Origin of the sequence: Rhodococcus sp. LB1, from assembly GCF_001583455.1 — a bacterium.
GTDB lineage: Bacteria > Actinomycetota > Actinomycetes > Mycobacteriales > Mycobacteriaceae > Rhodococcus_F > Rhodococcus_F opacus.
The window spans coordinates 1-25,142 of record NZ_LTCZ01000192.1; the positions used below are offsets into that span (position 1 = coordinate 1).

At 68.1% G+C, this 25,142-nt stretch carries 28 protein-coding genes; 5 read left to right on the top strand and 23 right to left on the bottom strand.

Features of this window, described 5'->3' with window-relative positions; translation table 11 throughout:
- Window positions 1-171: 171 nt before the first annotated feature.
- Together AZG88_RS24390 and hppD are read right to left on the bottom strand one after the other, a co-directional pair.
- Entirely contained in the window at window positions 172-936 is a 765-nt protein-coding gene (locus tag AZG88_RS24390) for an SDR family NAD(P)-dependent oxidoreductase (RefSeq protein WP_061699479.1), read from the bottom strand.
- A 33-nt stretch (window positions 937-969) separates the two neighbouring features.
- Window positions 970-2,178 carry a 4-hydroxyphenylpyruvate dioxygenase gene (gene hppD, locus AZG88_RS24395; protein WP_061699480.1) on the bottom strand — a complete coding sequence of 403 codons (1,209 nt, stop codon included), beginning with the start codon at window positions 2,176-2,178 and terminating at the stop codon, window positions 970-972.
- Window positions 2,179-2,293: 115 nt separating this feature from the next.
- Between hppD and AZG88_RS24400 the strand changes: the two genes are divergently transcribed.
- Window positions 2,294-2,809, top strand: coding sequence for an Lrp/AsnC family transcriptional regulator (locus tag AZG88_RS24400; protein WP_025433131.1), 516 nt, complete (start codon window positions 2,294-2,296; stop codon window positions 2,807-2,809).
- Here AZG88_RS24400 and AZG88_RS24405 read toward each other — a convergent pair.
- Entirely contained in the window at window positions 2,769-3,227 is a 459-nt protein-coding gene (locus tag AZG88_RS24405) for a MarR family winged helix-turn-helix transcriptional regulator (RefSeq protein ID WP_005251997.1), read from the bottom strand. The two genes, AZG88_RS24400 and AZG88_RS24405, sit on opposite strands and share 41 nt — an antisense overlap.
- A gap of 76 nt (window positions 3,228-3,303) precedes the next feature.
- Between AZG88_RS24405 and AZG88_RS24410 the strand changes: the two genes are divergently transcribed.
- Entirely contained in the window at window positions 3,304-4,158 is an 855-nt protein-coding gene (locus AZG88_RS24410; protein WP_061699481.1) for an alpha/beta fold hydrolase, read from the top strand.
- Window positions 4,159-4,325: 167 nt separating this feature from the next.
- Here the strand turns inward: AZG88_RS24410 and AZG88_RS24415 are convergent, their stop codons facing one another.
- Complete coding sequence (locus AZG88_RS24415; protein WP_231914172.1) at window positions 4,326-4,658, bottom strand: DUF3099 domain-containing protein; 333 nt, start codon at window positions 4,656-4,658, stop codon at window positions 4,326-4,328.
- A gap of 154 nt (window positions 4,659-4,812) precedes the next feature.
- On the opposite strand from AZG88_RS24415, the gene AZG88_RS24420 reads away from it, so the two are divergent.
- A complete protein-coding gene (locus AZG88_RS24420) occupies window positions 4,813-6,759 on the top strand; it encodes an acyl-CoA dehydrogenase family protein (protein ID WP_005251993.1) in 1,947 nt (648 codons plus the stop codon).
- Here the strand turns inward: AZG88_RS24420 and AZG88_RS24425 are convergent.
- The 9 genes from AZG88_RS24425 to AZG88_RS24465 all read right to left on the bottom strand — a co-directional run bounded on the left by AZG88_RS24425 (window position 6,691) and on the right by AZG88_RS24465 (window position 14,742).
- Window positions 6,691-7,026 (bottom strand): hypothetical protein, encoded by a 336-nt coding sequence (locus tag AZG88_RS24425; RefSeq protein ID WP_025433133.1) that lies wholly within the window; start codon window positions 7,024-7,026, stop codon window positions 6,691-6,693. The genes AZG88_RS24420 and AZG88_RS24425 overlap by 69 nt on opposite strands.
- Window positions 7,023-7,505, bottom strand: coding sequence for a hypothetical protein (locus AZG88_RS24430; RefSeq protein ID WP_025433134.1), 483 nt, complete (start codon window positions 7,503-7,505; stop codon window positions 7,023-7,025). The genes AZG88_RS24425 and AZG88_RS24430 overlap by 4 nt, the downstream gene beginning before the upstream one ends.
- A 255-nt stretch (window positions 7,506-7,760) precedes the next feature.
- Complete coding sequence (locus tag AZG88_RS24435; protein WP_061045383.1) at window positions 7,761-8,366, bottom strand: hypothetical protein; 606 nt, start codon at window positions 8,364-8,366, stop codon at window positions 7,761-7,763.
- A 28-nt stretch (window positions 8,367-8,394) separates the two neighbouring features.
- Window positions 8,395-9,369: a porphobilinogen synthase gene (gene hemB / locus AZG88_RS24440; RefSeq protein WP_061045396.1), complete on the bottom strand. Its 975-nt coding sequence runs from the start codon at window positions 9,367-9,369 to the stop codon at window positions 8,395-8,397.
- A gap of 78 nt (window positions 9,370-9,447) precedes the next feature.
- Window positions 9,448-11,013 (bottom strand): uroporphyrinogen-III synthase, encoded by a 1,566-nt coding sequence (locus tag AZG88_RS24445; RefSeq protein WP_005251986.1) that lies wholly within the window; start codon window positions 11,011-11,013, stop codon window positions 9,448-9,450.
- Between the two features lie 75 nt (window positions 11,014-11,088).
- Window positions 11,089-12,054: a hydroxymethylbilane synthase gene (hemC, locus tag AZG88_RS24450; protein WP_007300748.1), complete on the bottom strand. Its 966-nt coding sequence runs from the start codon at window positions 12,052-12,054 to the stop codon at window positions 11,089-11,091.
- Entirely contained in the window at window positions 12,051-13,490 is a 1,440-nt protein-coding gene (locus AZG88_RS24455) for a glutamyl-tRNA reductase (RefSeq protein WP_005251983.1), read from the bottom strand. Before AZG88_RS24455 ends, hemC begins: the two co-directional genes overlap by 4 nt.
- Complete coding sequence (locus AZG88_RS24460) at window positions 13,487-14,341, bottom strand: redox-sensing transcriptional repressor Rex (RefSeq protein WP_007300746.1); 855 nt, start codon at window positions 14,339-14,341, stop codon at window positions 13,487-13,489. Before AZG88_RS24460 ends, AZG88_RS24455 begins: the two co-directional genes overlap by 4 nt.
- A 140-nt stretch (window positions 14,342-14,481) precedes the next feature.
- Complete coding sequence (locus AZG88_RS24465; protein WP_005251981.1) at window positions 14,482-14,742, bottom strand: glutaredoxin family protein; 261 nt, start codon at window positions 14,740-14,742, stop codon at window positions 14,482-14,484.
- 179 nt (window positions 14,743-14,921) lie between these two features.
- On the opposite strand from AZG88_RS24465, the gene AZG88_RS24470 reads away from it, so the two are divergent.
- Complete coding sequence (locus AZG88_RS24470) at window positions 14,922-15,908, top strand: HAD family hydrolase (protein ID WP_025433136.1); 987 nt, start codon at window positions 14,922-14,924, stop codon at window positions 15,906-15,908.
- A 17-nt stretch (window positions 15,909-15,925) separates the two neighbouring features.
- Here the strand turns inward: AZG88_RS24470 and AZG88_RS24475 are convergent, their stop codons facing one another.
- From AZG88_RS24475 to AZG88_RS24515, 10 genes are all read right to left on the bottom strand, one after another.
- Window positions 15,926-16,945, bottom strand: coding sequence for a lysophospholipid acyltransferase family protein (locus AZG88_RS24475; RefSeq protein WP_005251979.1), 1,020 nt, complete (start codon window positions 16,943-16,945; stop codon window positions 15,926-15,928).
- Window positions 16,942-17,985, bottom strand: coding sequence for an NAD-dependent epimerase/dehydratase family protein (locus AZG88_RS24480; RefSeq protein WP_025433137.1), 1,044 nt, complete (start codon window positions 17,983-17,985; stop codon window positions 16,942-16,944). The genes AZG88_RS24475 and AZG88_RS24480 overlap by 4 nt, the downstream gene beginning before the upstream one ends.
- A 197-nt stretch (window positions 17,986-18,182) precedes the next feature.
- Entirely contained in the window at window positions 18,183-18,284 is a 102-nt protein-coding gene (locus tag AZG88_RS50415) for a 30S ribosomal protein bS22 (RefSeq protein ID WP_003402602.1), read from the bottom strand.
- A gap of 220 nt (window positions 18,285-18,504) precedes the next feature.
- Window positions 18,505-18,741, bottom strand: coding sequence for a helix-turn-helix domain-containing protein (locus AZG88_RS24485; RefSeq protein ID WP_005258384.1), 237 nt, complete (start codon window positions 18,739-18,741; stop codon window positions 18,505-18,507).
- Between the two features lie 125 nt (window positions 18,742-18,866).
- Window positions 18,867-19,682: a pyrroline-5-carboxylate reductase gene (gene proC, locus AZG88_RS24490; RefSeq protein ID WP_005251971.1), complete on the bottom strand. Its 816-nt coding sequence runs from the start codon at window positions 19,680-19,682 to the stop codon at window positions 18,867-18,869.
- A gap of 36 nt (window positions 19,683-19,718) precedes the next feature.
- Window positions 19,719-20,561, bottom strand: coding sequence for a thioesterase family protein (locus AZG88_RS24495; protein ID WP_005251969.1), 843 nt, complete (start codon window positions 20,559-20,561; stop codon window positions 19,719-19,721).
- Window positions 20,558-21,193, bottom strand: a complete 636-nt coding sequence (locus AZG88_RS24500) for a MerR family transcriptional regulator (RefSeq protein ID WP_005251967.1) — start codon at window positions 21,191-21,193, stop codon at window positions 20,558-20,560. The genes AZG88_RS24495 and AZG88_RS24500 overlap by 4 nt, the downstream gene beginning before the upstream one ends.
- A gap of 108 nt (window positions 21,194-21,301) precedes the next feature.
- Entirely contained in the window at window positions 21,302-22,243 is a 942-nt protein-coding gene (locus AZG88_RS24505; protein WP_005251965.1) for a sugar phosphate isomerase/epimerase family protein, read from the bottom strand.
- 7 nt (window positions 22,244-22,250) lie between these two features.
- Window positions 22,251-23,492 (bottom strand): hypothetical protein, encoded by a 1,242-nt coding sequence (locus tag AZG88_RS24510; RefSeq protein ID WP_061699482.1) that lies wholly within the window; start codon window positions 23,490-23,492, stop codon window positions 22,251-22,253.
- A complete protein-coding gene (locus tag AZG88_RS24515; RefSeq protein WP_005251962.1) occupies window positions 23,489-24,442 on the bottom strand; it encodes a Ppx/GppA phosphatase family protein in 954 nt (317 codons plus the stop codon). Before AZG88_RS24515 ends, AZG88_RS24510 begins: the two co-directional genes overlap by 4 nt.
- A 66-nt stretch (window positions 24,443-24,508) precedes the next feature.
- On the opposite strand from AZG88_RS24515, the gene AZG88_RS24520 reads away from it, so the two are divergent.
- Window positions 24,509-25,142, top strand: a 634-nt coding sequence (locus AZG88_RS24520; protein WP_061699483.1) for a hypothetical protein, incomplete at its 3' end; no start/stop codon positions are given.

Sequence of the window (25,142 nt, forward strand, 5' to 3'; positions counted from 1 at the left end):
GGACCACGTAGTCGGCGGGCTGCCCGCGGTACGTGCACTGCTCGGGTCCGAAGTGCACGTCCGGGAGCCGCAGCCATCGCGCGACGCCCAGCTGTTCGGTGAAGTATTGCTCCGCCGACTCGATGTCGTCGACGACCCAGCAGATCTGGAAGATCGGGCCTTCGACGAGACTCATGCCATCTTCCCGTTGTCCACCGAGTACACGGCTCCGTGGATGGCGGAGGCGTCGTCGGATGCGAGGAAGGCCACCGTCTTCGCCACGTCCTCGGGTTCCATCAGCCCTCGCGAGGAGGCAGACTTCATGACGAGCTCGAAATCGACACCGTCGGGAAACGCGAAGTTCGTGACCTGCGGCGTCATCATCCCTCCCGGGCAGACGGCGTTGATCCGCAGCGGTGTGCCGGTGAATTCGAGTGCCATCGCGCGGGTGAGACCCACGAGTCCGTGCTTGGCCGCGCAGTAGCCGGCCGAGTACGCCTGCCCCTGCAGTCCGGCGACGGATGCGACGTTGACGATGTTTCCTCCGCGTTCGAGCAGGTGCGGCAACGCTGCCCGCGACAGGTAGAACGGCCCGTTCAGGTTCACGGCGAGGTCGCGCGCCCAGTCCTCGTCCGTGACGTCCTCGGTGTGCCGGAGGGTGTGCGAACCGGCGACGTTGATCAGGACGTCGAGACCGCCGAGCCCGGCGACGCAGGCTGCCACTGCCGCAGTGCACGCCTCCGGTGACGCGACGTCCGCCGGTGCACAGTGCCCCGCGGCCTCCGGTCCGGCGATCTCGATCATGGCCTGCCGCAGCGCATCCCCGTCCCGCGCGACCCCGAACACGCGGGCTCCCCGGTCGGTGAGGAGCTGAGCCACGGCGTGCCCGAGCCCCGAGGACGCCCCGGTGACGAGAGCGACCTTCCCTGCGAACATTCCCCGATCCGTGTCATCCATCAGTCGATGATGCACTGCGTGCCGATCGGAGGTTCACAGATTGCCGCGGGCCGCCTGCTCACGCTCGATGGATTCGAACAGGGCCTGGAAGTTGCCCGCCCCGAATCCGAGCGAACCGTGCCGTTCGATCAGCTCGAAGAAGACGGTCGGCCGGTCGCCGAGCGGTGTGGTGAAGATCTGCAGGAGGTATCCGTCCTCGTCGCGGTCGACGAGGATTCCGCGCTTCTGCAGTTCCTCCACCGGCACCCGCACCTTCCCGATGCGGGCACGCAGCCGCGGGTCCTCGTAATACGCGTCGGGTGTGTTCAGGAATTCGACGCCCTCGGCCCGCAGCGCGTCCACCGTCGCGAGGATGTCTCCGGTTGCGAGGGCCAGGTGCTGGCAGCCCGGCTCACCGTAGAACTCGAGATATTCGTCGATCTGCGACTTCTTCTTTCCCACCGCGGGTTCGTTGAGCGGGAACTTCACCCGATGATTGCCGTTCGCCACGACCTTCGACATCAGCGCCGAGTACTCCGTGGCGATGTCGTCGCCGACGAATTCGGCCATGTTGGTGAACCCCATGACCCGGTTGTAGAACCGTACCCAGTGATCCATCCGGCCCATTTCGACGTTGCCGACGGCATGGTCGAGCGCCTGGAACAACCGCTCGGGCTTACCCGGTCGCGCCGCGAAACCGCTGGAGCGCGCGACGAACCCGGGCAGATACGGGCCGTCGTACCGGCTGCGGTCGACGATGGTGTGCCGGGTGCTGCCATACGTGGCGATCGCCGCGAGCCGCACGGTACCGAACTGATCCGTGACGTCGCGCGGGTCCTCGAGAATGGTGGCGCCCTGCGAGCGTGCGTGCGCGATGCAGCGGTCGACGTCGAGAACTTCCATGGCCAGGTCCACCACGCCGTCGCCGTGGGCCCGGTGATGGTCCGCGAGAGGGCACTTCGGATCGACGGCGCCGTGCAGCACGAACCGTGCCGACCCGGCCTCGAGGACGAACGACTTGTGCGAGCGCTGACCGGTCTCCGGCCCGGCGTAGGCGACGAGGGTCATGCCCCAGGTGGAGACGAAGTACTGCATGCTCTGCGTCGCGTTGCCGCACGCGAACACCACGGCATCCATCGCAACCACGGGAAACGGATCTGACGCGTCGTCGTGTTCGACGAGCCCGACCAACTGCCGGAGCTCGTCGGTCTCCAGATGTGCGGCCACCTCGCGGGGCGTCAGGCGAATGTCGGCGATAGTCATATCTCACTGTGTTCCAGCGCACATCACTGCGCAACGGTGCCTCTTGACGTTGCTCAATCTGTACAGAATGCTGGATGAAAATACGGTCCGACCGTACATATTGACCAGGGACGCCATGAGTATCGATCGGCTCGACGCGGCACTGCTCGACCTGCTCCACGCCGAGCCGAAGGTCGGGGTGCTCGAGGCGTCGAGACGCCTGGGAGTGGCGCGCGGCACCGTCCAGGCGCGACTCGACCGGCTCGAACGCACCGGCGTGATCACCAGTTCGGCACCGACCCTCGACCCGGAGGCCTTGGGGTTTCCGGTGGTCGCGTTCGCCACCCTCGAGATCGCCCAGGGCAACGGGCACGCCGCCGTCGTCGAGCACCTGACCGCCATCCCCGAAGTGCTCGAGGCGCACACGATTACCGGGGCCGGCGACGTCCTGGTCCGCGTGGTGGCGCGCACCCACGCGGACCTGCAGCGGGTGATCAACTCGATCGTCGACGGGCACAACGTATTACGCTCGTCGACCGTCATCGCGACACAGACCCAGATCGCCCTGCGCCACGACCAGCTCGTCCGCGCCGCGGCCCCGCCGCCAACCGTCAGCGGTCCTCGGGACTCAACTCGTCCAGCAGAGAACTGAGCGTGTAGCAGGCGTCGTCGAACCGGTCGTGGCCGACGATGCCGCCCCAATGGTGCTCGATCTCGGCGACCCGCACCGCGGCGTCCTGCAGCGCCTGCCGTCCCCGCGCGGTCGGGACGACCAGTTTCGCCCGCCGGTCCCGCGTGTCCGGAATCCGCTCGACGTACCCGAGGTCCGCGAGATCGTTGATCAGTTCGGACGCGGCGGACAGACTCAGTTCGGCACGGGAGGCGATCTCCGTCAACCGCCGGCCCTCCCAGCCGATGTTGCCGAAGATCTGCAGATGCGGTGGGCGGATGTCGCCGTAACCGCGTTCCGCCATGGGCTCGCTCAACTCCCGGCGGAACTCGTGCAGCAAACGAACCAGCAGCTGCCCCACCGCAGGCCGATCGGACGGCAGACCTCTTGACCGTTCCATGACACAGGAGAATACTACGGTTACCGAAGTTTCGGTTTCCGAAGCAATACTCGACATCACGCACCTGGGGCCTCCCATGGACACACAATCGATCACCCGAACCGTCCCGACGAGCGTCGGGAACCTCGCCGTCCACGTCACCGGCAGCGGACCGCCGACCGTGCTGTGGCACAGCCTTTTCGTCGACTCGACGACGTGGGCGCCCCTGCGCAGCCATCTGGTCGCGCACCGGCAGTTGATCTCGATCGACGGACCCGGCCACGGGGCCAGCACCGCCGAACAGCGGCGGTTCACGATGGAAGAGTGCGCTACGGCGGCAATCGCCGTCCTCGACGCGCTCGACGTCACCGAACCCGCCGACTGGGTGGGAAACGCCTGGGGTGGACACGTCGGACTCGTCGCGGCCGCCGACACTCCCGACCGGTGCCGCACCGTGGTCACCATCGGGACACCGACCCAGGCCCTCACCCGCAGGGAACGCGCCAGGATCGTGCCGATGGTGTGGGCCTACCGCATCGCCGGACCGATTCCACCGCTGACGACCGCGGTGATGAACGTCCTTCTCGGCAAGGACCTTTCACGAACGCACCCGCAAGAGTTCCAGGCCGTCTCCCGCACCTTCCGGCAGGCGCCGCGGCGCGGCATGCACGAGGCGATGCAGTCGATCATGCTGCACCGCAAGGGCCTCGACCCTCTCCTCCCCCGGATCGTGGCGCCGACGCTGATGGTCGTCCCCCGCGCAGACACGATGATCTCCCTCGAGCAGGCACGGGCCGCCGCGGCGACGATGCCGCACGCCGCGGCCACCACGGTGGACGGCGCCGGCCACGTCACACCCCTGATCGCCGACCCGGCTGCACTCGCCGGGATGATCACCGCCTTCTGGCGCGATCCCGTGGGATACCTCGCGACGATCAGCACCTCGGCCTGACTCAGCTGGTCCGCGCATGCTTCCGGCAGCGAAGACCGCCCGGCTGATGCCGCGCACGTGTTTCGCCGAGGGGGTCTTGCGTCCGGTTGCCGGGAGCACGGTGTGCGAGTGGAAGGGGCGGGCGGGCTTCTAGGAGTCGCTTCCGGTGATCGTCCTGGTCAGACGCCTCACCCACTACGGTGGGACTCGTCCTTCTCCCACGGTGGCAGGTCGTCGACGATCAGGGCAACGATCCAGGGCAGGGGAAGGGACGCACCGATGATCGCCACAGCCACCCACGGGTTGCCGGACAGACCGTAGACGACCGCTGACAGCACGAACGCGAGAATTCTCAACGACGACACGATCACGTACTTGCGCACCCGGACCCGATGCTGTTGCTCGAGCGACACCGATGCCGTGGTGATGCTGATCGGGTGGCGGGCGGTGCCACTCGGTGCGGAGATCCACCGGAAGGTCGGACCCGTGACGGCGGACCGTGGTGCGTGGGAAAAGTTCACCACACCGGAATACCCAGAGCATTGCCACATGCAACGCCCATCACCGGTGTTTCGGTCGGCCGCAGGAAGGCTTCGGCACCTTCGATGTCCCCTGATCGCCGGACCTGTTCCTCGACCGACATACGCGCCTCACGGCGACGGCTACTGTCGAGTCATGGCCACCACAGCTGACCACCTGAGAAGCACACTCGACGGACGCTGGCGGGAGGTACGCGAGCGCGTCAGGGCGGAACTGTCCGGCTCCCCCGACTTCGCACCGCACTACACCCCCGACCTCGACGAGGCCCGCGCCAAGACGCTGGCGCAGTTGCGTCTGCTGGCGAGCAACGGCTACGCCGCCGACGGATTCGCGAAAGACCACGGCGGCACCGGTGACGCCGGAGCCGCAGTCACGAGCATCGAGATGCTCGCGATGTCGGACCTGTCCCTGATGGTCAAGGCCGGCGTGCAGTGGGGACTGTTCGGCGGCGCGATCGAGAACCTCGGCACCGCCCGCCATCACGAGGCGTACGTGAAGCGTCTCGTCGACCTGGATCTGCTGGGGTGTTTCGCGATGACCGAGACGGGTCACGGCAGCGATGTGCAGGCGCTCGAGACCACCGCCACGTACGACGCGGACGCGGGCGAATTCGTCATCCACTCCCCCACGCCGTCCTCGCGCAAGGACTACATCGGCGGGGCGGCGCAGCACGCGACGATGGCGGCCGTGTTCGCGCAGTTGATCACGGGCGGCGAGTCGCAGGGCGTGCACTGCTTCGTGGTGCCGATCCGGGACGAGGACGGCAACGATCTCCCCGGCGTCCACACGTCGGACTGCGGCTACAAGGGTGGGCTTCCCGGCGTCGACAACGGCCGAATCACGTTCGACCAAGTCAGAATTCCGCGGGAGAACCTTCTGAACAAGTACGCCGACGTCGAGCCCGACGGCACGTACACCTCGCCGATCGACAACGCGAACCGCCGATTCTTCACGATGGTGGGCACTCTCGTGCGGGGACGTGTCACGGTGGGCGGGTCCGCCGGCGCCGCCGCTCGCGTCGCATTGTCGATCGCCACCCGATATGCGTTGCAGCGCAGACAGTTCAATGCCCCGCAGGACGAGGACGAGGTGCTGCTCATGGACTACCTCGTCCACCAGCGCAGGCTGTTCCCGCTGATCGCACGCTCCTACGCGCTGCAGTTCGCCCAGAACGAGCTCGTCGCCAAGATGCACGAGATCCAGAGCAGCGCCGACGCCGACCCCCAGGAACAGCGTGAGCTCGAGGGCCGCGCCGCCGGGCTCAAGGTCGCGAACACCTGGCACGCCACCCGCGCGATCCAGGAAGCGCGTGAAGCGTGTGGCGGCGCCGGGTACATGGCCGAGAACCGTCTCACGGCGCTCAAGGCGGACACGGATGTGTTCACCACATTCGAGGGCGACAACCACGTCCTGACGCAGCTGGTGGCCAAGGAACTGCTCACGTCCTACGCGGACGAGGTGCGCGGCATGAGCCCCGTCGAATGGATGCGCTTCGCGGCCACCACGGTCTCCGACGTCGTCAAGAAACGCACCGCCGCGCAGCAGATCATCCAGACGATCCTCGACACGAGGCAGGACAACGAGGAAGACGGCAGCCTCTTCAACCGCGGCACCCAGCTGACGATGTTCGAGGACCGCGAACAGTACCTGCTCTCGACCGCCGCCCGCCGCCTCCAGGGTGCGCAGAAGCGCGAGGAGAACCCGTTCGACGCCTTCAATTTCGTGCAGGATCACGTGCTGCACGCCGCGCAGGCGCACATCGACCGGGTCGTGCTCGAGGCGTTCGTCGCCGGCATCGACGAATGCGAGGACGACGAGGCCCGCGAGCTGCTGAGCGATGTCTGCGACCTCTACGCGCTGAGCGTGATCGAGGAGGACAAGGCGTGGTTCATGGAGCACCGGCAGCTGTCGGTGGAGCGGTCGAAGGCGGTGCAACGAGGAATCAACGAACGTTGCCGGTCGCTCCGGCCGCACGCGCAGACGTTGATCGAGGGACTCGGGGTTCCCGAGGCGCTACTCGGCTCCGCGATGCTCGACGGTCCCGGGACCGACACCGTCCGCAAGACCCAGATCTTCCGGTGACGAGGACGGCTCGGCGGGTTCGCCCGCCGGGCCGGACCGGAGCCTGCGTACCGAGTCGATCACCAGCAACCCCGCGACCGTCAGCAGTCCGGCGGCGACGGCGATCCACGACCCCGAATACTCGGTTCCCTCGAAGGAGGGTGCACCCGGCGCCACGGGACCGAACTCCGACGTGACCTGGGCGTGGTTCCAACACCACACCGCGGCGACGACGCCGGCCACGGCACCGATCCACTCCGCTGCCACCACCACGGTCCGGCGGTTCATTCCGCCGACCCGCCCGCCGATTTCGCGAGCAGCGATTCGAGCTGTGCGCGCAGTGCCTCGTCGTCCTTCGCCCACGCCTGCACCAGGGCACCGCCCCGCAGTCGCAGTCCGATGCCCCTCCGCCGGCGGGGAACTGCGGACAGCTCCCCCAGACTCCGGGCGGTTTCCCACGGCTGCTGCTCGTACGACTCCGGGTCGGCGTGGGGCATGATCTTCACGATCTCGGTGATCGGCAGGTCCTCGGTGCCCTGCCGCAACGACGACGTCGTGAGTTCGACGCTGGCATGCCTACGGGCGGCCACCACCTGCACGTAGACGAAACCGCTGAGCAGCACCGCGAACAGCGACAGCGCGAACCAGTGCACCACCGGGCCGGTCAGCAATTCGATGATCAGCGCGATCACGCAGAACACCGGACCGAACGCCACCATCCGCCAGCGGGCGCCGGGCTCACTGAACAAGACGGCTGGTTCGCTCACACGCTCATCCTGCGACATCGTGGCCCGCGAGGAAAACGTGAGGCACGTCAGGAGAGGGCGCCCGGGATCACGACGAGCAACAGAGTCAGCAGTACGAAGGCCACGATGATGGCGAACATCAGTGCTTCCTTGCGAGACCCGTGTGCTCGATCGTCAGCGCGCATGGAGAAAAGTCCTTCGGTCGAAATGAAGTCTGCGGTCTGCCCTTGTGACGTACTTCACGGTACATCTTTATATTTCACGAGCAAATCGAAGCTACTCGGCGGAGGGGGGCAACCTCAGGAAGTAGCTGTTGGAATCCTTGCGGTGCATCAGGACGACGGCGCCGACGGCGACCACGGCCTGGAGGATCTGCACGCCGCCGAGAGCGAGCGCGGTGCCGCTTCCGTCGGATCCGATGCCGAAGAGCACCGGGACGGTCCACACCACCATCATCACGCACGCGATGGTGAGCAGCATCCGGGCCCAGTTGCGGCCCTTACGCATGAAGTGCACGAACAGGAGGAACAGCCCGGTGAGGATCAGGATGAGGACGACCGTGAATCCGATACCCACGTAGAACAGCGACTCCACGCTGTCGCGGCTCATGTCGACCTCGCCGGAGGTGACGCTGGGGTTGTTCATCAGTTCGTCGACGAACGTCGACTTCTCCCCCACCACCAGAACCATCGCGGCCAATGCCTGGATCAGACCGAGCCCGGCCACCGCCCACAGCAGCTGGGCCGCGGTGCCCACGTCGACCGGTGCCGGACGTTCGGGCTTCGGCTGCGGCACCGGCGGGGGATACGGAAAGTTGTGCGGAGACGGGTCCTGCTGGTGCGGAGCCTGGTGCGGCGGTGTCGGTGGCCACTGCTGGGTCATGGCACTACCGTATCCGCCGGCGAGACGATCACAACCAGCCGGCCGCTTCGGTCGCCCAGTACGTCAGCACGACGTCCGCGCCTGCGCGGCGGATACTGGTCAGCGATTCGAGGATCGCGGCGTCCCGGTCGATCCAGCCGTTCTGTGCGGCGGCCGTGATCATCGAGTACTCTCCTGAGATCTGATACGCCGCAACGGGGACGGGAGAGCGGTCCGCCGTCTCGCGCAGGACGTCCAGGTAGGACATCGCCGGCTTCACCATCACCATGTCGGCGCCCTCCTCGATGTCGAGGTCGACCTCACGCAGCGATTCCCGGCGATTGGCCGAATCCTGTTGGTAGGTGCGGCGATCACCCTGCAACGACGAACCGACGGCTTCACGGAACGGGCCGTAGAACGCCGACGCGTACTTCGCCGAGTACGCGAGCTGACCGACGTCGGTGTAGCCCGCGTCGTCGAGTGCCTTGCGGATGGCGGCGACCTGGCCGTCCATCATTCCGCTCGGACCGAGCAGATGCGCGCCTGCCTCGGCCTGCGCGACCGCCATGTCGACGTACCGCTGCAGCGTGAGGTCGTTGTCCACCGCACCGCTCGCGTCGAGAACACCGCAGTGACCGTGGTCGGTGAACTCGTCCAGGCAGGTGTCCGCCATGATCACCGTCGCATCGCCGACTTCGTCTGCGAGCCAGCGCAATCCGCGGTTCAGGATGCCGTCCGGATCGGATGCACCGGAACCCTCGGCGTCCTTGTCGTCGGGACGCGGCACCCCGAAGAGCATGAGTCCACCGAGCCCCGCCTCGACCGCTTCCGTCGCCGCCCGCCGCAGCGAGTCGGGTGTGTGCTGGAAGACGCCGGGCATCGACGAGATCTCACGAGGCTCGTCGATACCGTCCGCGACGAACATCGGCAACACGAGATGCCGTGGCTCGAGCGAAGTCTCGGCGACGAGACGACGCAGGGCCGGTGTCCGGCGAAGCCGTCGCGGTCGGTGGGTCGGGAACAAGGACATGCCCTCCTTCGTCGGGCCTGTGAGTGGTTGACGAGTCCCTGGACTCCTCAACCACTCACAGGCGCGTAGCGCCTATCGCCGAGCGCGGGACTTCTTGCGCGGCGGGGGCAGTGCACCCTCGGCACGCAGGCGCGCGGCGTGCTCGGCGAGAGCCTCCACCAGCGGGCCGACCTGAGCGGTCTCCGGCTGCACGTCCACGCGCAGGCCGAACTCGATGGCCGTCTCGGCGGTCTTCGGACCGATGCAGGCAACGAGGGTGCGCGCGTGCGGCTTTCCGGCGATGCCGACGAGATTGCGGACGGTCGAGGACGAGGTGAAGCAGACGGCGTCGAACCCACCGGTCTTGATCATCTCGCGGGTCTCGGCCGGCGGCGGCGCAGCCCGGACGGTGCGGTACGCGGTGACGTCGTCGATTTCCCAGCCACGTTCGCGCAGGCCCTCGGCCAGCGTCTCGGTGGCGATGTCGGCGCGGGGCAGCAGAACCCGGTTGACCGGGTCGAACACGTCGTCGTACGGGGCGAATTCGGCCAGCAGGCCTTCGCTCGACTGCTCACCGGAGGGCACGAGTTCGGGGTTGATTCCGAACGAGCGCACCTTGGCGGCCGTTGCCTCACCGATGCAGGCGATCTTGACGCCGGAGAACGCGCGGGCGTCGAGCCCGAACTCCTCGAACTTCTCCCACACCGCACGCACCGCGTTGGTGGACGTGAAGACCACCCACTGGTACCGGCCGTCGACGAGGCCCTTCACGGACCGCTCCATCTGCGCCGGGCTGCGGGGCGGCTCGACGGCGATGGTGGGCACCTCGATCGGGATGGCGCCGTGCGTGACGAGACGGTCGCTCATTTCGCCTGCCTGATCCTTGGTGCGCGGCACCAGGACCTTCCAGCCGTACAGTGCGCGCGACTCCCACCAGGACATCTTGTTGCGCTGGGCGACGACCTTGCCGACCGTCACGACCAGCGAACCGACCAGTTCGGAACCGGCCTCGTTCAGCGTCGCGAGGGTTGCCTCCACGGTGCGCTGCTGCCGGGTGGTGCCGCGAACCGTGATGGCGGCCGGAGTCTGCGGAGCCAGGCCGTGCTCGACGAGGGCGCTCGCCGTCTCGGCGAGATGACCCGACGTGGCATGCAGGACCAGCGGTCCGGGTGCGGCGGCCAGGGCAGCCCAGTCGACCTCGCCGCGGACGTCGGCCTCGGTGTGTCCCGACCCCAGTGCCATACCGGCGTAGGACGGGACGGCGGACGCGGACGGCAGGCCCGGCAGGACCTCGAACTGCACCTGGGTGCGGGCGACGGCGGTGACCTCGGCGATCACGGAGTCGGTGGTCAGCGGGTCGCCGGACACCAGACGCACGACGTCGTGGCCGTTTCTCGCCTCGTGGACGAGGGTCTTCGCGACCTCCGCCGGCTCACCCAGTGCGGGACGGACCTCGGCGAGCGGCTCACCGGTCTCGGCGTCGACGCCCAGGTCGGTGCCCACCAGGACCGTGACGCCCTTGTCGACGTCGGGGTCGGTGAAGGCGAGGGTCGCTGCGGCAAGGACGTCCCGTGCGTGCACGGTGAGCAGTGCCGGATCGCCCGGTCCGGATCCCACGAACAGGATTCGTCCGGGGGTGTTCTTACGGACTCGGCTCATCGGTAATTCTCCAGTGCGATCATGTGTCGAGATGGGTACAGGAAGCGGATCGGCCGATCAGTCGGCCTTCGCACATCAAACATCGGCATCACCGGCCTCGGTGACATTCATCAGCTCCCGCGCACCGAGCTCGAGAAGCTCACGCGCGACGGAGCGGCCGAGTTCTTCGGCGTTCTCCGGGGAGCCCACGGCCCCCGTGCGTATGACGTCGGAACCGTCGATGGCTGCGGCGCAGCCCCGGACGGACAGTTCGTCGAAGATGCGGCCGTCGTCGTCGAGTGATTCGACGACCTCGGCGATAGCGCCGACGGGCGCGGTGCAGCCGGCCTCGAGCTCGGCGAGCAGCGCGCGTTCCGCCGTGACGGCGGCGCGGCTGTTCGGGTCGTCGAGCTCCGACAGGATAGCGACGAGCGCCGTGTTCGCCGACAGGCATTCGACGGCGAGCGCGCCCTGCGCGGGTGCGGGCAGCATCTGGACCGGTTCGATGGACTCGGTGATCAGGTCCAGTCGTCCGATCCGCGCCAGGCCCGCCCGGGCCAGGACGACGGCGTCGAGTTCGCCGGACTCGACCTTGCCGAGGCGCCGCTGCAGGTTGCCGCGCAGCGGACGGATGTCGAGGCCGAGGCCCAGCGCCCGGAGCTGCGACGTGCGCCGCGGTGCGGACGTGCCGACCTTCGAACCGGCGGGCAGTTCACCGAGGACCAGTCCGTCGCGGGCCACGAGCGCGTCGCGGGGATCTTCGCGCGGCGGAATGGCGGCGATGGTGAACCGTTCGTCGGGGGCGGTCGGCAGGTCCTTGTAGGAGTGGACGGCCACGTCGACGCGGCCGTCGGCGAGCGCTTCCCGGAGTTCGGCGGTGAAGACGCCGACGCCGATCTTCTCCACCGATTCCATGGACTGGTCGCCCTTGGTCTTGATGATGACCAGCTCGGCGTCGTGCCCGGCCGAGATCAGTGCGTCGCGCACGGTTCCGGCCTGGGTGGTCGCGAGCTCACTCCCACGGGTTCCGATCCGCAGCGTACGGGTGCCGACGGCGCTCATGCCTGCGATTCCTTCCCATGGTTGTCGTCTGTGACGAAGCGGCGCAGGCGCGGGTCCTGGCCGGCGATGAAGCCGTCCGTGATGTCGATGGCGCTCAGGTCGGTGGCGCCGCCGAGATCGGTGGGCTTCGCGACGGCCTCGACGGATCCGGGGCTGAGTTCGAACAGCTCACGCAGGGCCGCGGCGTAGGAGTCGCCGCCGGGTGCGGAGGCGAGCTGCTTCACCCGGACCGTGGGCGCGTGGAGGAGCTTGTCGACCACTCGCCGCACGGTGCGTGCGACCTCGTCGCGCTCGGGGTCGTCGAGTCCGGGCAGTCGCGAATCCAGTCGCATCAGTTCCGCCTCGACCACGTCCGCGGCGCGCTGGCGCAGGGCGGTGACGGTCGGCGTGACCTCCGCCAGCCGCTGGCCGGCGAGGTAGTTGGCGAGTTCGGCGGCGACGATCGTCCGGGCGGCGTCGGCGTCGGATGCGGCGGCGCCTGCGGCGGGGTCGCGCTGCAGCGATTCCATGTCGAGGACGGTGACCCCGGGCAGGCCCGACACGGCGGGCTCCACGTCGCGGGGCAGTCCGAGGTCGCAGATGACGAGGGGGCGTTCGGCGTCGCGGCCGGGCTGTGCCAGCGCGCGGTGGGTGTCCGCGAGCGTGACGACGGCGCCGACCGCGCCGGTACAGGTCACGAGGACGTCCGCCTGGGCCATCGCGGCCGGGAGTTCACTCAGCTCGAGGGCATCTGCCTCCACGCCGTTGGACCGGGCCGTGTCGGCGAGGTGCTCCGCACGCTCCTTGGTGCGGTTCACGACGACGATGCGGCCGATCCCGGCACGCGTGAGGTGCGCGACCGACAGGCCGCCCATGGATCCGGCGCCGACCACGACGGCGGTGCGTCCGGTCAGTCCGCCGTCGCCGACGATGCCGGCAGCCCGGTCGAGGGCCACGGACACGACGGACGCGCCCGCCGAGTCGATGCCCGTCTCCGAGTGCACCCGCTTGCCGACGCGCAGCGCCTGCTGCGCGAGTTCGTGCAGCGTGCGGCCCGCGGCCTGCTGGGCGTCGGACGACGCGTAGGCGGTCCGGATCTGCCCCAGGATCTGCTGCTCGCCGATCACCATCGAGTCGAGGCCGCTGGCCACGGCGAACAGGTGCTCCGCCGCAGCCTCGCTGTAGCGGACGTACGCGTGCCGGTGCAGATCGGTGAGATCCAGCCCGGAGTGGTCGGCGAGCAGTTCGCCGACCTCGGCCAGCGCACCGTGGAACGCATCGACGACGGCGTAGATCTCCACCCGGTTGCAGGTGGAGACGATCATCGCCTCCGAGATGTGCGACGACGCCAGAAGCTTGTCCGTCAGCTTCGGGCGATCGGTGTCGGTGACAGCTACCCGCTCGAGAACCGGCACCGGGGCCGTCCTGTGCGAGACCCCGACAAGCAGAACACTCACGGCGCGATCACTGATCCGTTTCTTGGTGCGGTGGACGGGACAGCAGAATGTCCGATGCGGACGCGGGGAGCGGTGGGGACCGATTCCGTGTTGCGTGCGCTGTTGAACGAGAGAACCTGCATTTCGACCGCGAGGTCGACGCGGCGCATCTCGACGTGATCGGGGACGTCGAGCGAAGTCGGCGAGAAGCTGAGGATGCAGCGCAGTCCGGCGCGCACCAGACGGTCGGCGACTTCCTGCGCCGCCTCGTCGGGGGTCGAGATGACACCGATGGTGGCCTCGAGTTCGGCGCAGGCCTGCTCGAGTTCGTCGACGTGCCGCACGGTGAGGTCGCCCACCGGCGCACCGACCCGCGCCGGGTCGCTGTCGAACAGTCCGACCATGGAGAACCCGCGACGGCCGAAGCCGCCGTAGCCGGCGAGCGCCTGGCCGAGGTTTCCGACGCCGACGAGCACCACCTTGTGTCCGCGGTCCAGGCCGAGTGCTCGCTCGATGCGGGCCCGCAGGCGCGTCACGTCGTAGCCGACGCCGCGCACACCGTTCGGCCCCAGAAAGGAAAGGTCCTTGCGGAGCTTCGCGGAACCGACACCGGAAGCGGCGGCGAGTTCTTCGCTCGAGACGATGATCGTGCCGCGTTCCGTCAGCACTCCGAGGACCCGCAGGTACGTCGCGAGGCGCGTCACCGTAGCCTGGGGGATGTCCCGCGATTCGGGGAGCGGAGCCGCGCCGGCGACCGAGGGGGCCGGAGACCCGACCACAGACTGCCCGACCGCCCCCGTGACGCCAGGGGCCACAGACCCATGCGTCTGGTGCGTTTCGGTCACGTCGTTGGCTCCTCGTCCGACCGGCATTCGATGCCGTTCTTCACGATGCTCCGGGGAATTGTTCACACCACGGTAACTGCTTGTGAACCCATGCACAAAGTCGCTGCGACTGCGCGACATGCGGTCCTACCTGCACGGCATCGGAAGATCCCACTTTTAGGGTTCCCTTACTTGCGTAAATCCGAGCGAAGGCGCTCTTCGTCGACCTCCCAGTAACTGTGCTCACGTCCGTCGAGCAATACCACCGGCAATCGGTCGCCGAATTCGGCCCGCAATTCGGGGTCCGTGGCCGCCGCCTCGTCGACGTCTATGCACGTCAGTTCCAGCCCGAACTCCTCGCACACCACCAGCAGCCGCTCGCGGGCCGGCGCGCACGCACCGCACCCCGCCCTCGTGAGAAGCGTCACCTCGCGTCCGTCCGTGCTCATGCCTCGCCACTTCCTTTCGACGCCTCCGGTGGAGTCACTGTGCCGTTTCGGGGTCCACATACGCCAATCGACTCGGAGATGAACGTCACACAGTCCCCCCTGCACGGCCATCCACCCGCCCCGTCCCCGATTCGGGGGATAGGCTGCTCCCAGAGGCTTCTGCGATACGGGAGGTGCGAGTGCCTGCGCGATCACTACCGAACGGCACGGGTTTCGGTTCAGGTCTGGCGGGGATCATCCTCCCGGGCCGACGCCAGTTCAGGAATCCGCTGGGACCCAGCGAAGCCGAGGTACGTGCCAACGTCGCAGGTGAGGCGAGTGCCGATGCGGCCCTCGCTCTTCACGTCGCGTCCGGCGAGGAAACCGAGCTGGTGGAACACGACGTTCCCCTCGACCTCACGGCGGCCGCGTTCTTCGACGTCGACAACACGATGGTCCAGGGCGCCTCGATCATCCACTTCGCCCGCGGACTCGCGGCCCGCAAGTACCTGAAGACGTCCGACCTCCTCGACTTCGCGTGGAAGCAGATCAAGTTCCGCGTCACCGGCAAGGAGAGCAGCGACGACGTCGCCTCCGGCCGGGAGAAGGCCCTCTCCTTCGTCTCCGGACGGTCGACGGCCGAGCTCGCCCGGCTCGGTGAGGAGATCTACGACGAGGTGATCGCCGACAAGATCTGGCCCGGCACCCGCGCACTGGCGCAGATGCACCTCGACGCCGGTCAGCAGGTGTGGCTCGTCACCGCGACCCCGGTGGAGCTGGCCCAGGTCATCGCGAAACGCCTCGGCCTCACGGGTGCCCTCGGCACGGTGGCCGAGAGCGAGGACGGGATGTTCACGGGGCGTTTGGTCGGCGACATCCTGCACGGCCTCGGCAAGGCGCACGCCGTGCGCGCCCTGGCCGTCCGTGAGGGGCTCAACCTCAAGCGCTGCACCGCGTACTCGGACAGCCACAACGACGTGCCGATGCTGTCGCTCGTCGGCACGGCCGTCGCGATCAACCCCGACACCGATCTGCGCGAGCTCGCCAAGAACCGGGGCTGGGAGATCCGCGACTTCCGGACCGGACGCAAGGCCGCCAAGATCGGCGTCCCCACGGCGCTGCTTCTCGGCGCTGCCGGCGGCGCACTCGCCGCGATCGTCGCGCGCCGCCGCGAACAGGCGGCCTGAGCCGCCGGTTCAGCGATTCAGCCCAGGAACACGTTGCGGCGCTTCGCGAGGAGCCGGTAGAGCGTCTGCTGGATGGTCTCCCGGACGTGGTCGGTGACCTCGAATAGTTCCATCGGGTCGTCGGCCGCCGCCGCGTCGTAGGTGTCGGTGACGATCGGCTTGCCGAACTCGATGTACCACTTCGACGGCAGCGGAACGAGGCCGAGCGGTCCGAAGTGCGGGAACAGCGGGGTCACCGGGAAGTACGGCATCCCCAGCAGCCGGGCGAGTGTCCCCAGTTCGCCGATCTTCGGGTAGATCTCCTCGGACCCGACGATCGAGCACGGAATGATGGGCGCACCGGTCCGCATGGCGGCGGACACGAAACCGCCGCGGCCGAACCGCTGCAGCTTGTAGCGTTCGCTGAACGGTTTGCCGATGCCCTTGAAACCTTCGGGGAACACGGCCGCGACCTCCCCGTCCTGCAGGAGGCGCACGGCGTCCGGGTGACACGCGAGGGTGTGCCCGGCCTTGCGGGCGACACCGCCGACCAGCGGCATCTCGAAAGCCAGATCGGCGGCCAGCATCCGCAGCGGGCGATGCGCGGGGTGATGGTCGTGGACGGCAACGGACGTCATCAGACCGTCGATGGGCAGGACACCGGCATGGTTGGCGACCACCAGCGCGCCACCGGTCGACGGGATGTTCTCCAGACCGCTGACCTCGACGCGGAACCACTTGTCGAACAGCGGCCGCAGGATCGGGAGCCACACGTTCTCGGCGAAGTGCGGGTCGTAGCCGAAGTCGTCGACGTGATAGTCACCCGACAGCCGGCGGCGCACGAACTCGGCGGTGTTGACGATCTGCTCGGCCAGGGCGTTGCGGACGGCGTCGACGGCCGAAGACTCGGTGACGGGCTCGGGTGGGGTGATCACGGCGGGTGGAGGCATCGCGGACGGATGTCGGCTCTCGCTCTGCTCACGCCTCGAACGTCCGATAGCGGCCCCGCGCGCGGCTGTCGCACCGTGCAACGGAATGACCTTCGCCACTTCGTTCACCTCTCCCCTTTCGCCGTGCCGGTAAGAGCGAGTAGTGCGTTTTCTGCTGCGTCGACCCATTCGTTCTTGATGATCGCCTTGACGCCTGCCGCGCGAGCGAAGTCGTCGAGCGCCTGCATCGAGGTCCACCGTGGCTCGAAGGATAGTTCGCTTCGCATGCGGGTGGTGTCGAGTCCGCAACCGAAGTGGAAGTACTCGAGTTGCTCGGTGGTGTACGACCGCATCACCGGACCCATCAGCGCACGTCCGACGTTGCGGAACAACCCGAACGGCATCGGGACCTCGATCCGCCCGGCGCGGCGGATTGCCTGGGACATCATGACCACGCCGTCGCCGGCGACGTTGAACGTGCCCGCCGGACCCGACACCGTGGCCCGTTCCAGTGCGGCGAGCGCGTCCTCCTCGTGCAGCACCTGCAGGCGTGCGTCGCGTCCGAGAATGGTCGGCACCACCGGTGAGGTGAGGTACTGCGCGACGGTCGCGTTGAGGCGGGGCCCGACCAGCGGTGCGAGGCGGAGAATCGACACGCCGATGTCGGGGCGCCTGCGCCCCATTCCGCGCAGATATCCCTCGATCTCGATGCAGTCCCGTGCGTAGGCGCCCGCGGGACGCCGCCGGGCGCTCATCTCCTCGGTGAACTTGGCCGGGTCCTTGGCGCTGCAGCCGTACACCACGGAGGCCGAGCGCAGCACGACCTTCCGGACCGTCGGCGCCTTCTGGCAGACGGCGAACAACTGCATCGCGCCGATGACGTTCATGTCCTTCATGGCCGCGCGACTGCCCGACTTCGGCGGGCGCGCCAGCGTCGAGGCGTGCACGACGGTGTCGACCTCGGCGTTGCGAATGACCTTGCCGATCAAGGGATTCCGGATGTCGGCGCGCACGAACTCGGCGCGGCCCATGCGGCGCAGCATGTCCTTGCTCGGCGACACCGCGTCCACCGCGATGACCCGCTCGATGTCCGGATTCTGAGCGAGCCGGGTGACCAGGTACCCACCCAGAAATCTGCTTGCCCCAGTGACCAGCACGACGCGCGGCACCGCCGTTCGCGTAGTACTGTCTCCGTCACTCACAACCACTAGAACCCCCGATCACGTAGCGAGTGACGTCAACGATACGTGCAGGAGGGGGATGGCGCTCCGCACAACGACAATTGGTCGGTCGACCACAACGCGGAGGGGTCGGCGAAACGACGGATGCCCGCCACCGGAGGTGACGGGCATCCAGACGCAACTCTTTACTTACCGAGTTTCCTGCGCTGCACTCGGGTGCGGCGAAGCAGCTTGCGGTGCTTCTTCTTCGACATGCGCTTGCGTCGCTTCTTGATCACTGAACCCATAGCGGGTGTCCCTCACGTTCTTCTCTAGCGTTCCTGCGCACGCCGGTCACGTACGCCTGCGCCGCTCTGGCGCCTGGGCCTCGTTTTAACTAGCTCAGCGCCTTACGACACCAGCTGGCTGGTACGACAGTCGCTAATCGTACCGGTGCGGGTCCTCTCTCTGAAAACTAGGTCGCACCGCTACCGGCGAAACCGAGGTGACCCTCTTCGTGCCGATCGGTCAACCGGCGTCGAAGTACGAGGTTTCGAGGTAGTCGTGCACTGCTTTCGCATGCACTCTGAACGAGCGGCCCACGCGGACGGCGGGCAGTTCGCCGCTGTGCACCAACCGATACACAGTCATCTTGGACACTCTCATCAGCGTCGCTACCTCGGCGACGGTGAGAAATTGCGTTCCGGCCAGTGCCGGTTGTCCGTCCGGGGCCGAGCCCTTGGACGGCTTTTTTGCAGACGTCATCAACCACTTACCTCCGGCACGTCTCGCGCCGCCGGCTTCCCCTCCGGCGGAACAGACACGCACGTGCTACTTCGAGCTTAGCGGGACGGATGGGGTTACTGCGACGGGTGTGGGCAATCGAATATTCATTCGGTTGACGTGCCGAGTTCGGCGGAACGAATTTTCGCGGCTTCGAGAGCGTCGAAAAATGCTGTTCGGAGCCCGTTTCCTTCCAGCCGGCGGATCGCCGCCGCGGTGGTTCCGCCGGGCGAAGTCACGGCGGCACGAAGTTCGGTTGCGCTCTCCCCCGACCTGTCGAGCATGGCTGCGGAGCCGACCATGGTCTGCACGACCAGTTCGGATGCGGTCGCCCGGGTCAGTCCGAGCCCGACGCCTGCGTCGATCATGGCCTCGGCGACCAGGAAGAAATAGGCCGGACCGGAACCGGAGACGGCGGTGACGGCGTCGATCTGCGATTCGGGGACGACGACGACCTTGCCGACCGACGACAGGACGCCGCGCACCAGTTCGAGGTGCTCCTTCTTCACATGCCTGCCGGGTGCCAGCACGCTGACGCCCTCACCGACCAGCATGGGCGTGTTGGGCATGACCCGGACCACCGGGAACCCGGCGGGCAGTCTCGTCTCGTAGAAGGCGGTGGGGATACCGGCAGCGAGCGACACGAGCAGCTGCTCGCGCTCGCCGTCGAGTTCCACCTTGGACACCTCGGTGAGCGCGGCCTCGACGTCGCCCGGCTTGACGGCCATCACGATGACGTCGGCGCCTTCGGCGGCGTCGGAGGGGGTGGTGACGCGCACCGAGTACGCCGCGGCCAGCTCGTCGGCCCGCGCCGGATGCTGCTCGGCCACCACCAGATCCTTGACGGCGTGACCTGCCTGCAGAAGCCCCGAGATGAGGGCCTCGCCGATCTTGCCGCCTCCGATTACCGCAATTCTCGTCATGCCGAACAGCCTGCCACGACGCTCTGCGGCGCCTTCCTAGCGGGGGATCATCGCCAACTGCCGGCTCTGCACGACGATCGCCCCGGTGGAGTCGAGGACGGTGTGGTCCTCCTCGAACCACGCGCCGCCGAGCACCGTGCTGCTGGCCATCACGCGCAGCCACCCCGGTGCCGGCTGCCTGCGCAGGTAGGTGGTCAGCTGCACCGTGGGCGCCCAGCCGAACATGCCGCGGTTCATCGTCACAGGGGCGCTGATGTCTCCGGTCATGATCGCGAACAGGGCCGCCGTGTCGGGATCGTCTTCGTCGCCCGCGCGCGGTCGCACCCACATGCGCACCTCGGGTTCGCCCTGGTTGCCGGTCAGGAAGTGCGCCGACGTCCCGTCGACCCGCATGTCGCAGCCCTGCGACACGTGGACGATCTGCCCCATCGGATGGTCGGCCGTGAGCACGACGGCGTCGGCGGGCGGTTCCACCGGGAGCTGGGACAGGGCGTGGGCACCGTTGTACTGCGGCTCTCCCACGTCCGGGACGCCGAGCGTGACCGACGCGTGCACGGCTACGCGGTCGCCCTGCTTCAGCTCCACGTCGACGAACGACACCTGCTTGCCCTGCTTGCGCAGCGTCGTCGACAGTGTCACCTCGCCGGGGTCGGGAGCGGACAGGTAGTTGGCACCGACCGCGAGGGGCTGCACCCGGGACAGCTCGGCGTCGCCGTTCTCGTCGAGCAGTCGCCTGCGGGCCGCGGCCGCGCAGAGCGACATCATCGAACCGCCGTGCACCTTGGGGCCGATCGTCCAGATCGGGTCGATCGACGCCAGATAGGTCCCGTCACCGGCAGCGGTGAGGACGTTGAGGTCGCGGAAGGGAGTTGAGCTCACTGCTGATCCTGTTCTTCGGGGTTCCGGAGACGCTTCTGCGCGACGTCCTGGTGTGCGAGGCGGCGCATCGCGGCGATCACCGGCTCGTAGATGGCCGTGCCGAGCACCGCGTAGCGGATCGCGTCCTCGGCCGATTCGGTGGGCATGAGTCCGATGTCGATCTCGGCGATTCCGCGCACGTGCCGCCCGTAGGCCTCGAGCCGCTCCTCGGTCATCGGGATGCCTGCTTCTTCGAGCCCCTCGAGCGCACGTTCGAGTTGGCCGACCGCGACGTACCGCGGGTCGTACACCTGCCCGAGCCTGTCGAGGACGGCGCGTGCCCGCGGGAACTCGTCCGCGCCGTCGTCGGAGGCGTCGAGGTAGGGCGGGAGTTGCGCGATGGCCTCACCGAGCACCTCGAACAGCGAGCCGTCGGGATGGTCGACGAGCCGGAGGATCTCCCGGATGCGCGGAATCGGGAGTCCGGCTCCGGCCAGCGCCTTGACGAGGCCCAGTCGCTCCACGTGCTTCTCGCCGTACCGGGCCTGGGTGGCGCTCGTCGCCTCGCCCGGCATCAGCAGACCTTCGCGCAGGTAGTACTTCACCGTCGCGAGCGGAACGCCGGTACGGGCGACCAATTCGGAAACGCGCACGGCCCCTCCTTCGGCTCGTCGACTCTCGACACCGGATACCCCAGAACTAGATACTGAAACTATCCAATATGGCGACGAGCTTACCGCAGCAGGGACGCGGCAGAAATCTCAGGTGTCGTCGTGATCGCCACCGGAGTGGCTGCGCGGCGACCCCGAGGCGGCCCGACCCGGTTCGAGGTGCTCACGGGCGAACGTCAGCGCCTGCGCGAGCATCGAGGACCGTTCCCGCTGCGTCCGGGCGTTCTGCGTATTGATCTCGATCACCGCCTGCCCGTCGAATCCGGTGTCGACGAGATGACGGCACAACTGCGCGCACGGCTGGGCGCCGTGCCCGGGGATCAGGTGCTCGTCCATCGACGCGCCCCGACCGTCCGCGAGGTGGAGATGCGCGAGGCCCTCCCCCATACGCTCCGCCAGCTTCATCGCATCCATCCCGGCCGTGGCCGTGTGCGACAGATCCAGGGTGTAGTGGGCGTGCCCCGAATCGGTAGGGTCGTAGGACGGGCTGAACGCCGACAGCGCCGCCCCCGGTCCGCCCCGCCTCCGGAGCCGCTGCGCGGACCTCTCCTTGCTGCCGAAGAAGCCGTCCGCCCGCATGGGGAACATGTTCTCCACCGCGACGATCACGTCGCTGCGCTGTTCCAGTTCGGCCACCTGATCGGCGAAACCCTCGGCGTACCGGCGCTGCCAGCGGAACGGGGGGTGCACCACGACACTCGTCGCCCCGAGCGACTCGGCGGTGCGGACGGAACGCTCCAGCTTCGCGACCGGGTCGGCACCCCACACCCGCTGCGAGATCAGCAGGCACGGCGCGTGGATCGCCTGAACCGGAATCGCGTATCTGCGCACCAGCCCGGCCACGGCCCCGATGTCCTGGCTGACCGATTCGGCCCACACCATCAGTTCGACGCCGTCGTATCCCAGATCGGCCGCGTACCGGAACGCCGCCTCCGTGTTCTCCGGGTACACCGAGGCCGTCGACAGGCCCACCAGCACCTTCCGCCCGCGCGATGACCGTCGAACCTGCCCGTGCCCACTGTCCCCGACCATGAGCAACTCAGCCCGACGCAAGCATGAAGGCTAACGGCCCCAGAGTGACGATCATCCCGACCACGACGGCGATCACGAAGCTGGTGATGTCGTCGGTGCGACGCAGGATGCGGACCATCGCGACGAGGCCCACGATGACGAGCAGCGCCAGAATCAGCGCGACCCACGGAAAGACGTCCCACAGTTTCTCGAAACCCTTGAAGAGCAGGGCCCCGGCGATCACGGCTACGACACCCTGACCGATGAGGACGGCCCACTCGCGGGTGGAGTTCTCGCCTGCCTCGTCGTTCTTGTCCGCCTTCTCCGCTTTCGCGGCCACGGCCTTCTCGGCCTTCGCCTCCTTGCGGGAACGGCGAGGGCTCTCGGGCTTCTGCGCGTCGCCCTCGTGCTTCTCGGTGCCCGCGTCGTCGGTGGCGGCCTCGATGAGTTCCGTCTCCTCGCCCGCGTTCGCCGCGTCCGAGTCCCGTGACTGCCGCATCAGGTCACCGGCCAGCGTCGAGCCGGACAGCAGCGCGGGTTCCGGCTTCGCCTTGGCGGGAGCCTCAGGCTTCGGCGTCTTGACGAACTTCGACGCGCCGTTCGTCGGCGCGGTGGGACCGGCCTTCGCCGGGGTTCCGGTTTTCGCCGGCACCTCGGGCTTCGCCGGCACCTCGGGCTTCGCGGGCGCGGCGGGCTTCGCCGCCGGTTCGGCCTTCGCCGCCGGTTCGGCCTTGGCCGGGGCGTCGGGCTTCGGCGCCGGCGTCACGCGGGGAGCGGCGACGGTCGGCGCGGGCTCCGGCTTCTTCACAACCGGGGCGGCCACCGTGGGCGCCGGTGCGGGCGCGGCGGCCTCGGGCGCCGGCCGTTCCTTCTGGACGGAGCGGCTGACCCAGGTTCCCTGGTGATCACGCGACGTCCCACCCGACACCACTCCGCGACCACGGCCGGCGGGGCGACTGGCGATGGGCTCGTCGTCGTCTTCGTCGTCGACGGGAGACGTGAATGCTGCGGTGCGCCCGTCGGCACGCGCCGGCGGCGCCGCCGGTGCGGACGTGCGCGGCGGCTCGGGCGCGGCAGATTCCGGTTCGGGTTCGGGTTCGAGTGCCCGCGAATCGGACGGATCCCGGACCACCGGAATTTCACCGGTCAGCTCGGCAACGGAGATTCCCCCCTTGACGCCGCGACGACGCCGCCCGCCCCGGGACTCCACCTGTTGTCCGTTGCGTTTGAGCAGTTCTGACACAGAGATCTGCTGACTGTCCTCGGTCATCGAGCACCCACCATCAATTCACCGCCCATTTCCGTATCGAGCTTGCGGAGGATCAAACCCTCACGCAGAGCCCAGGGGCAGATTTCCAGTTCTTCCACGCCCAGTGCTCTCATGCTGGCCTCCGCAACGAGTGCTCCGGCCACGATCTGCTGCGACCTGTCGGAGCTCACCCCTTCCAATTCTGCACGGTCCGAGGCCGTCATCCGCGAAATGAAAGCTATGAGTTGCCTGAGACCACTGGCGGTGAGGGTGCGCTTGACCCGCGGGCCCGCGCCGGACGGCGCCGCGCCCGTCAGCCGGGCCAGCGAGCGGAACGTCTTGGACGTGCCGACGGCCCGATCCCACTGCCCCGCCGCGCGCAGTTCCTTGGACGGGACGGTCAGTTCGGCGTCCAGCCAATCCCTCAGCACGGCCACCCGACGCTTGCCCGGCGGGTCGGCCTCGAGCCAGTCCCGGGTGAGCCGTCCCGCGCCGAGTTGCAGCGACAGCGCGACGTCCGGGTCCTCGTCGCCACCCGTCGTCAGCTCGAGGGATCCGCCTCCGATGTCGAGGTTCACGATGCGGCCCGCGCTCCACCCGAACCAGCGGCGCACGGCGAGGAACGTCAGCCGTGCCTCGTCGACACCCGACAGAACCTCGAGTGTCACCCCGGTCTCGGCGTGCACTCGTTCGAGCACGGCGTCCGAGTTGTTGGCGTCGCGCACGGCGGACGTGGCGAAGGCCATGAGCTCACCGCACCCCGACGTCTTCGCGATGCTGGCGAAGTCTGCCACCGTCGAGACCAGGCGATCCGCACCCTGGGAGGTGATGTCACCCCGGTCGTCGGTGTTCTCCGCCAACCGCAGAGTCGACTTGGTCGAACTCATCGGTGTGGGGTGGCCGCCCCTGTGGGCGTCCACTACGAGAAGATGGACGGTGTTGCTTCCGACGTCGAGTACCCCTAGTCGCACATTGACACGGTACTGGGTCTACCGTCGGGCTTTGTGACAGCACGTAAAGCAGGGCGTTCACACAAGATGACGCCCAGCCCGGAAGTACCCCTCGACTTCGCTCGTGAATGGGTCGAGTTTCCCGATCCCGACAACACCGAGCACATCATCGCCGCGGACATGACGTGGCTGCTCTCCCACTGGACCTGCGTGTTCGGGACCCCCGCGTGCCAGGGCATCATCGGCGACCGGCCCGACGACGGCTGCTGTTCCCACGGCGCGTTCCTCTCCGACGAGGAGGACCTGGAGAAACTGAACCGGTCAGTGAAGATGCTCACACCCGCGGACTGGCAGTTCATGGAGAAGGGTCTCGGCAAGAAGGGTTACGTCGAGGAGGACGACCTCGAGGACGAGCCCGCGCTGCGCACCCGCCGGTACCACGGCGCCTGCATCTTCCTGAACCGCCCCGGCTTCGAGGGCGGCGTCGGTTGCGCGCTCCACTCGATGGCACTCAAGCGCGGAATCGAACCCCTCGAGGTAAAGCCCGACGTGTGCTGGCAGCTCCCGATCCGCCGCACCCAGGAGTGGGTCGAACGCCCGGACGGCGAGCAGATCCTCAAGACCACCATCAGCGAGTACGACCGGCGCGGCTGGGGCGAGGGCGGCTCGGACCTGGACTGGTACTGCTCGGGCTCCCCCGACGCCCACGTGGGCGCCAAGG